The following is an 8290-nucleotide window of genomic DNA, read 5'->3' on the forward strand; positions in this document are numbered from 1 at the left end:
GTTAATAACGGAGTCTCTTTGTTCTGTTGGAATTTGTTCAAACCAATATTTTGACATCTCTTGAGCTTGGCTTACCGGCTCTTGCTGAAGCGCGGGAACTGCAACTACAGGTGCGGCTGCGGCTACAGGTGCTGCCATAACAGATTTAGCTGTTGCGTTTTTATCACCCGTATTTACGATTGCTTCGATGTAGCCAGCAGGAATAGAAAACGAAATGCTGTTCGCATTTGAAACCTGGACATCAAAAATTAGATCTTTAAAAGGTGCTTCGTTGAAGATTTCATTAGATACAGGAAATTTCACATACTGTGTTTGAGTACATATATCGCTGCATGTTTCAGCTGAAGCCGCATAAGGTTTTAATGGCACTTTACCTTCAGAACCTTGAACTAAGACAGAGCGATACTCGTTGTAATTTTTAAAGTACTGAAGCTCCATCGTTATGTATGAATCAGGTACCGTTACAGTACTGTTTGGGGTAACGTAATTTAGCTCTAAAGACGAGTTAACTAGCTGACCTTGTCTAACTTCAAGCACATCAGGAGACAGCGACTCACCAACGACAATTTGGTAATTTTGCTTACTCTCTATTCTTTTAACAGAATCTGTAAAATCACTATTAGAATCTAATGTTGTACATCCAATTAAGAATAAAGGAATCGATGCTAAAACTATTTTTTTCATATTAACTACCTCGAGGGTTTCCCCATAATATTATTCGATGCCTTTTCTTTCTTAGGCTGGACCAGAAATGAATATGCGCCGACTAATTAGTCAGCGCATCTCTTTACTTAAAGCATGGTTTCAATTAGAAGCCGTACTCTAAACCAATACGTGTAACGAACGTATCTGTGTTAGCAATAGAACCTTTATCGTCAGCTTTGATATCACGCTGTGCAATACGGATGTAAGGAACAAAGCCGTTATGAACGTACATTAGCTGACCTGAGATTACGCTATCTTCATCAGCGTTTTTAACACCATCAGTTTCAGACTCTAGGTTAGCTGCGTAACCTAGTTTGAAGCCCCAAGGGCCGTTCCAGTACTGACCGATTACAGAGTATGAAGCCTGTTCAGACTTAGCGCCGCCTTGAACATCTGACTCACCCGCTTTGTAGGCTGCAGAAATACCGAAACCTGCTGGAAGTGACGCTTCAAAACCGATTAGATAACCAAATGTATCAGCCATTTCAGCAGAAGTTGCAGCAACTGCAGGAGTTGCACCGCCAAAGTTTACGCCATCACAACCCGTAGCAACTAAACATGTACCAGCAGCAGTTCCAGCTGTTGCAGCTGTTAGTTGACGATCTGATTCTGATTCAACAGCAGCGTGGAAAGTAACCGTATCAGCTAAACGGTAGTGAGCAGCCGCGCCGTAGAAGTAGTTATCTTTAACACTTGAGTCACCACGACCTGTTGCTAGGTTGAATGTAAAACCATTCAAGTCAGCAGAATCGTATCGAGCCATATCACCATGACGGTCACGGTTGTATTTAACATCGCCGCCCCAGTCCCATACTGCGCCCAAACCTGGGTTAGCATAAGGCCAGTCAATTACTTCATACATTGGCGTCAGCATACGACCAAAACGTACTTTACCCCAGTCACCTTGCAGGCCTAAGAACGTATCACGATTACCTAGTGTCGCACCGTCACCGTTTTCACCAACGTAACCAGATTCAATTTGCATGAATACGTTCACGTTCTCGAACATGTCTTTACTTGCACGGAAACCAATTCGAGATTCATTCTCGTAATCGTATCCCGTACCTGTATCAGTTTTTACGCCGTTTTTAGTTTTTTCTGAATCGTAGTTAACAACAGAGATTGCTGCTACACCGTAAGCCTGAACGTTAAAATCTGAGATAACACCAACTTGAGAAGATTCAGATGCGAATGCACCACTTGAAATCATCGCAACTGCAGCACCAAGTAAAGTACGTTTGAAAATTTTGTTTTCCATGGAATAAAACTCCTAAAAATGGATATAGCTGTTTGAATATTTCCCGCCTAAAGTTGGCCGCCGTAGAGAGAAATACCTTTTCTTGTTTGAGAACCCTGAAACACCGAATTCTCGATTTCCTTTCTGGTTATACACAATGTGCATCCATGCCAATAAGACTAACTTCACCCCAAAAAAGATCAATGAGAACTTAATTTTCATCTAAAAAAATATGAGTTGGTGCAAATTTATCATGTACTTAGTGATCCAGATCTACTAATTGAAAAAACCGAGGGGCAAAAGAGTAAAAACATTAAAAAACAAAAACTTACTAACACAGCAGCCTCTTAAAAATTGATATCACTCGCATTTAGCAAACAACTATAACAACATTTCATTAATGTTGAGCGTCATCACTGTCCTGATTTCATAGTTCGTATAGGAACAAATTTCTCAACAATTAAAAAGTGATTACTTTTATATCAGAAACGAAAAAGGCACTCCCTTGAAAGGAGTGCCTTTGAGCTTTTTTTATCTGTATTTACTTACGAAATAAGGGCTATTAGATCTTCTTCTGTTCTTATTTCGATACCTAAATCTTGTGCTTTAGTCAGTTTAGAACCAGCGGCTTCACCAGCAAATAAGATATCCGTTTTCTTAGACACGCTACCGGTTACTTTTGCACCTAAAGCTTGCAAAGCAGCTTTCGCTTCGCTGCGACCTAATTTAGAAAGTGAGCCAGTCAACACAACTACTTTGCCTTCTAACGGTAGCTCTTGATCATCCGCAACAGCTTCAATTGCAGGCCAGTTAACTCCAAGCTCGATAAGTTGGTCGACTACTGCTCTGTTTTTCTCTTGTGAGAAGAAGCTCGTGAGGTGACTTGCTACGATGTCACCAATATCTGACACTTCAACCAACTGCTCATGAGTTGCAGCTTGAACCAACTCTAGCGTTTTAAAGTGCTGAGCTAAGTTCATAGCCGTCGCTTCACCGACTTCTCGAATTCCTAAAGAATAAAGGAAGCGTGCCAATGTCGTGTCTTTCGCTTTGTTAAGCGCACTCACTACATTCTGTGCCGATTTAGGTCCCATACGATCAAGAACCGTAATCACGCCCGCGCTCAACTTAAACAGGTCCGCTGGCGTTTCGACCATTTCGCGATCCACAAGCTGTTCTATCACCTTTACGCCAAGGCCATCGACATCCAGCGCCTTTCTAGACACAAAGTGCTTAAGTGCCTCTTTACGCTGCGCCTGACACACTAAACCGCCAGTACAACGCGCTACAGCTTCGCCCTCTACGCGCTCCACTGCAGAATTACATACAGGGCAGGCGTCCGGGAACACAATGTCTTTAGCCGTCTCAGGACGACGATCTTGTACAACAGCTACAATTTGTGGAATGACGTCACCAGCACGGCGGATAATCACGCTATCTCCGACCTTCACACCTAAACGAGCGATCTCATCAGCATTGTGCAGCGTTGCATTACTCACCGTCACGCCGCCAACAAAAATAGGTTCAAGCTTAGCAACCGGCGTAATAGCGCCTGTACGACCGACCTGAAACTCAACATCATTGAGCAGAGTAATTTCTTCTTGAGCTGGGAACTTATAAGCAATAGCCCAGCGAGGTGCGCGTGCAACAAAACCTAGAGTTTCTTGTGCGGCAATGTCATCAACCTTAATCACCACCCCATCAATTTCATAAGCCAAGGTGTCACGACGAGTCATGATATCTTGGTAATAGGCTTTTACATCTTCAAGAGAACTTAGCTGCTTTGTCTCTGGGCACATAGGCAAGCCCCAAGCTTTCAGCTGCAGGAATCGTTGATAGTGGCTATTTGAAAGCTCAGCGCCTTGTACAACACCGACACTGTATGCGTAGAAAGCCAAGGGGCGTTTTGCTGTAATACGAGAATCAAGCTGACGTAAGCTACCTGCGGCGGCATTACGTGGATTCACAAAGACCTTCTCGCCCTTCTTCAATGCCATCTCATTCAATTTGTCGAAGCCCGCTTTTGGCATAAACACTTCGCCACGTACTTCAATACGTTCCGGCCAACCTTCACCTTGTAACTTAAGCGGAATCGAGCTGATCGTACGCACGTTTTCGGTAATATTTTCGCCAGTCGCACCATCACCACGCGTCGCTGCCTGTACTAAGGTGCCTTTTACATAGAGTAGGCTCACCGCTAAACCATCAAGCTTAGGTTCACAACAGAAGGTCTTTAGGTTCGCAGTTGGCGCTCGATCAGACATGCGCTTATTGAACGCATCTAAATCGTCATCAGAGAAAGCATTATCTAAAGAAAGCATCGGGATCTCATGGGTCACTTGAGTGAAGCCGTCTAGAGGCTGACCGCCGACACGCTGACTCGGCGAATCTACCGTCACAAGTTCTGGGTTCTCTTCTTCGAGCTTTAGCAGTTGTTGCATCAATCGATCGTACTCGACATCAGGGATCTCAGGGCTATCTTCTACGTAATAACGAACGGCATGATAGTGCAGAGTTTCTCTTAACTGCTCTAAGGTAACTTGAATCGATTCTTTCATATCATTCTCTGTCGTGATTGAAATATCAAAAAGGGCTCCCTTAGGAGCCCTTTTCTATAAATATAGATTATTTACAAGGCTAAACAATACGGCTAGGCGTTAGCTGCCGTCATAAAGTCTCGGATTTGCTTACGGTAATCAGACAAACGGTTTGGCGTCATTAAGTTACGTGACTCATCCAATACGTTTCCGCCCATATCGTCGGCAATTTTCTGTGCAGCACTCAGCATCACATTGAAGTTTTGATCAGCTTGACCATAACAAGGCAGCGTCATAAAGAACGAAATACCTTTTGTGGTAAAGTCAGCAGGATCGTCATGTTCTAGTGTTCCTGGCTGCATCATATTTGCTACGCTGAAAATAACTTTTGGCTCATCGCTCGCTTGTGCAAAGCAGTGATAAATCGACATTTCACCATAAGCTAGGCCGTTGTTCTCCATGCTACGGAAAAGTTCAGTACCCACAAATGGGATCTCCCCAGCACAGTGAACATTAAGAACAATGACTTCAAGGCCAAGATCTTCATCTGAATGAGCTTTTTCATCTAACTTACTTTCGTCAGCTAAATTAACTTCGTTACCCAACTGAGCTTCCCCAGCTAAGTTAGCATCTTTATCTAACTTAGTTTCTTCAACCGAAGTAACACTTTGTGCAGCAACCACTTCTTTCCCAATAAATGGTTCGCTTGGCGTTAAGCCTTCGCTAGAAAGTAGTGGATCAGCGACCGCATCAGAGGCTTCTTCAAACGAACCGTACTGCTCTTTAAAGCCTGCGTGATTTTGTTTTTGCTCGTCAGTCAATTCAAAGTTCGGAACTTCAGGTTCAACAACCTTCTCTTCCTCAACCTGTTCAAGCTCACCTTTAACTTCGATCGGGTCTTCAACACTGAAAGAAGGAAGATCATTCAATTCTATTTCGTCTTCGTGAGCTTCTTTTTGCTGTGGCGCTGACAATGGATCTGAGTCAATCAGCGGATCAGTTGCAGACGGTGAGACAGCAAAATCCGGTTCTTTACGCTCTTTTCGGATTATCTCAAAATCATCCTCAGGAGCGAATGAACGGTTTGGGATCGTTTCAGCTTCATCTAAGCTGTCATTATCAAGCTTACCAAGCGGCTTATCTCCAAACTTTGCTTTCCCTTCTTTCTTACTCGTCCATAGACCATGGAACAATAATGCGGCGATAGCTAATGCGCCAACAATAATGAGTACAAATCGCAATTCCTGCATTTTTCGCTCTCAGCTTTCTTAGTCAACTAGCTATAAAAACGCTGTCACTAAGTTAGGTTAATTTGGCTAATCTCACTACTCTATCAAAAGTAGCCACTGTTTTAGAACCACTTAATACAATTAGTTCATTACTTGGTGTGATTTTCACCACGCTTTTTTTCTTAATTTCGGTCGAGTACACTAGAGATGTTTGCTATTTAACCAAATTCACATGTGACCCAATTTAAATATGACTATTGAATCTGTTCCTCGCTCTGGCTTTGGCTATTTTATTTTCGGAATAAAAATTGCCTTATCGCCGAGTATCCGTAAGTTTGTACTGCTTCCTCTTATCGCTAACGTGTTACTTGTGGGCGGTGCTTTATTTTATATTTTCTCCAACTTAAACACTTGGATTGAAGGCTGGATTGGTGCATTGCCAAGTTTCTTGTCGTGGTTGTCATATATCCTATGGCCACTACTTGTGTTAACCGTTTTGGCCACGTTTTCGTATTTCTTCAGTACACTCGCTAACTTTATTGCCGCACCTTTCAACGGATTACTCGCGGAAAAAGTCGAAGAACTGCTGAGTGGTAAAAAAGTCAATGATGATGGTTTACTGGATGTACTTAAAGACACCCCTCGTATTTTAGCAAGAGAATGGCGCAAGCTTGTCTATATCCTGCCAAAAGCGATCGGTTTGTTCCTACTTTTGTTAATTCCAGCGCTAGGACAAACTGTTGCACCGTTTTTATGGTTCATTTTCACTGCATGGATGTTAGCTATTCAGTACGCTGACTACCCGTTCGACAACCATAAAATCAAGTTCGATGACATGAGAAATAATTTGAAACAAAAGCAAGGTAAGAGCTACAGCTTCGGCGCACTTGTTTCCGTGTTTACTACCATTCCAGTTTTAAACCTGATTGTGATGCCAGTTGCCGTCTGCGGCGCTACTGCAATGTGGGTTGCAGAGTTTAAAGACCAAGCCCTACGCTCTCGTCTATAGCTATCGCCTATAGTTCTACAGCCTGCTCTAACAACGCCTATCTTTTTGAAGTTCTGATTTCAATAAAGATAGGCGTGAATCCTGCGACATCTCTATATGATATAACTTTTTAATCCTTTTACCTTTTTTTCAACTTGTTTAATCTAAATTCAAGCTAAACAAACATCGAAAGACACTAGACGGTAAATTGGTAGATATACTACGTTTAGTTCTGTCATTAAATGAAGGAATATCGCATGAGCAAGATCTACGAAGACAACACCCTAACGATTGGTAACACACCTTTAGTCCGCCTAAACAAGGTAAGCAAAGGTAACGTCCTAGCTAAGATCGAAGCTCGTAACCCAAGCTTCAGCGTTAAGTGTCGTATCGGTTCAAACATGATCTGGGAAGCAGAAAAAGCAGGTACGCTTAAGCCAGGTATCGAGCTTGTTGAGCCTACCAGTGGTAATACAGGTGTTGCTCTTGCATTCGTAGCTGCAGCGCGCGGTTACAAGCTAACACTAACAATGCCTGAATCAATGAGCCTAGAACGTCGTAAGCTGCTTAAAGCTCTTGGCGCAAACCTAGTGCTAACTGAAGCACCAAAAGGTATGAACGGCGCGATTGCTAAAGCTGAAGAGATTGTTGCTTCAGACCCAGACAAATACCTACTACTGCAACAATTCAACAACCCAGCGAACCCACAAATTCACGAGCAGACAACTGGCCCTGAAATTTGGGAAGCAACAGATGGTGAGATCGATGTGTTTGTAGCCGGTGTAGGTACAGGTGGCACTATCACTGGAACAAGTCGTTACATTAAAGGTGAAAAAGGCAAAGCCATCACTTCTGTAGCCGTTGAACCAGCAGAATCTCCAGTGATTGCGCAGGCACTTGCAGGTGAAGAAATCAAACCAGCACCACACAAAATCCAAGGTATTGGCGCAGGTTTCATTCCTGGCAACCTAGATTTAGACATTATTGACCGTGTAGAGTCAGTAACTTCTGAAGAAGCAATTGAGATGGCTCAACGCCTAATGAAAGAAGAAGGTATCCTAGCGGGCATCTCATCTGGTGCAGCAGTAGTAGCAGCAAACAGAATTTCGGAACTACCTGAATTTGCAGGGAAAACTATCGTTACTGTACTACCAAGCTCGGGCGAGCGTTACCTTAGTACGGCCCTATTTGCTGGTATCTTTACGGAAAAAGAGAACCAACAATAATATGTGGTCAAATCAATTTTTCGTCCAAAAAAGCCCCATTTAGGGGCTTTTTTGTTGATCCCTGCCTCACCTTTGGTAATATCGGGTCTGTTTTATTTTTCGCTTCAAAATAAAAGAAGCAATAAACAAATTCTGAAAGTCATGAGTACTCAACAAAAGACGACCATGGCTGGATAAAAATTTATAACCAGTCTAAGTTCTAACACGAACATGGCGTACTAGCCTCTAGCGCATTTGAGCTAAAGCAGTTAAGCTAAATCTGGTTACAAACTTACAAAAAATAAATTAATTGGGGTATATAAAATGTACGAGAAGCAAGTAGAAATCACAGCAGAAAACGGTCTTCACACTCGTCCAGCTGCACAGTT

The 8290-nt window shown here is 42.8% G+C and carries 6 protein-coding genes and 1 pseudogene; 3 read left to right on the plus strand and 4 right to left on the minus strand.

Going from position 1 to position 8290, the window contains the following annotated elements:
* The 4 genes from AB4653_RS12560 to zipA all read right to left on the minus strand — a co-directional run.
* Positions 1-684 (minus strand): DUF2057 domain-containing protein (locus AB4653_RS12560; protein ID WP_372104307.1); only part of this gene is annotated, 684 nt, incomplete at its 3' end.
* Between the two features lie 124 nt (positions 685-808).
* Positions 809-1963, minus strand: a complete 1155-nt coding sequence (locus tag AB4653_RS12565; RefSeq protein ID WP_009847358.1) for a porin — start codon at positions 1961-1963, stop codon at positions 809-811.
* A 524-nt stretch (positions 1964-2487) separates the two neighbouring features.
* Positions 2488-4500, minus strand: coding sequence for an NAD-dependent DNA ligase LigA (gene ligA, locus AB4653_RS12570; RefSeq protein WP_009847359.1), 2013 nt, complete (start codon positions 4498-4500; stop codon positions 2488-2490).
* 92 nt (positions 4501-4592) lie between these two features.
* The gene (gene zipA, locus AB4653_RS12575) at positions 4593-5729 is read right to left on the minus strand and encodes a cell division protein ZipA (RefSeq protein ID WP_009847360.1); all 1137 of its coding nucleotides are present in this window, start codon (positions 5727-5729) and stop codon (positions 4593-4595) included.
* Positions 5730-5958: 229 nt separating this feature from the next.
* Between zipA and cysZ the strand changes: the two genes are divergently transcribed.
* From cysZ to AB4653_RS12590, 3 genes and pseudogenes are all read left to right on the plus strand, one after another.
* Positions 5959-6717, plus strand: coding sequence for a sulfate transporter CysZ (gene cysZ / locus AB4653_RS12580; RefSeq protein ID WP_012604561.1), 759 nt, complete (start codon positions 5959-5961; stop codon positions 6715-6717).
* A 236-nt stretch (positions 6718-6953) separates the two neighbouring features.
* Positions 6954-7922, plus strand: a complete 969-nt coding sequence (cysK, locus tag AB4653_RS12585) for a cysteine synthase A (RefSeq protein ID WP_012604562.1) — start codon at positions 6954-6956, stop codon at positions 7920-7922.
* A 288-nt stretch (positions 7923-8210) separates the two neighbouring features.
* Positions 8211-8290: pseudogene (locus tag AB4653_RS12590) on the plus strand (HPr family phosphocarrier protein); the annotation flags it as partial.

It is taken from the genome of Vibrio sp. 10N.222.48.A3 (genome assembly GCF_041475345.1).
Taxonomy (GTDB): Bacteria; Pseudomonadota; Gammaproteobacteria; order Enterobacterales; family Vibrionaceae; genus Vibrio; species Vibrio tasmaniensis_A.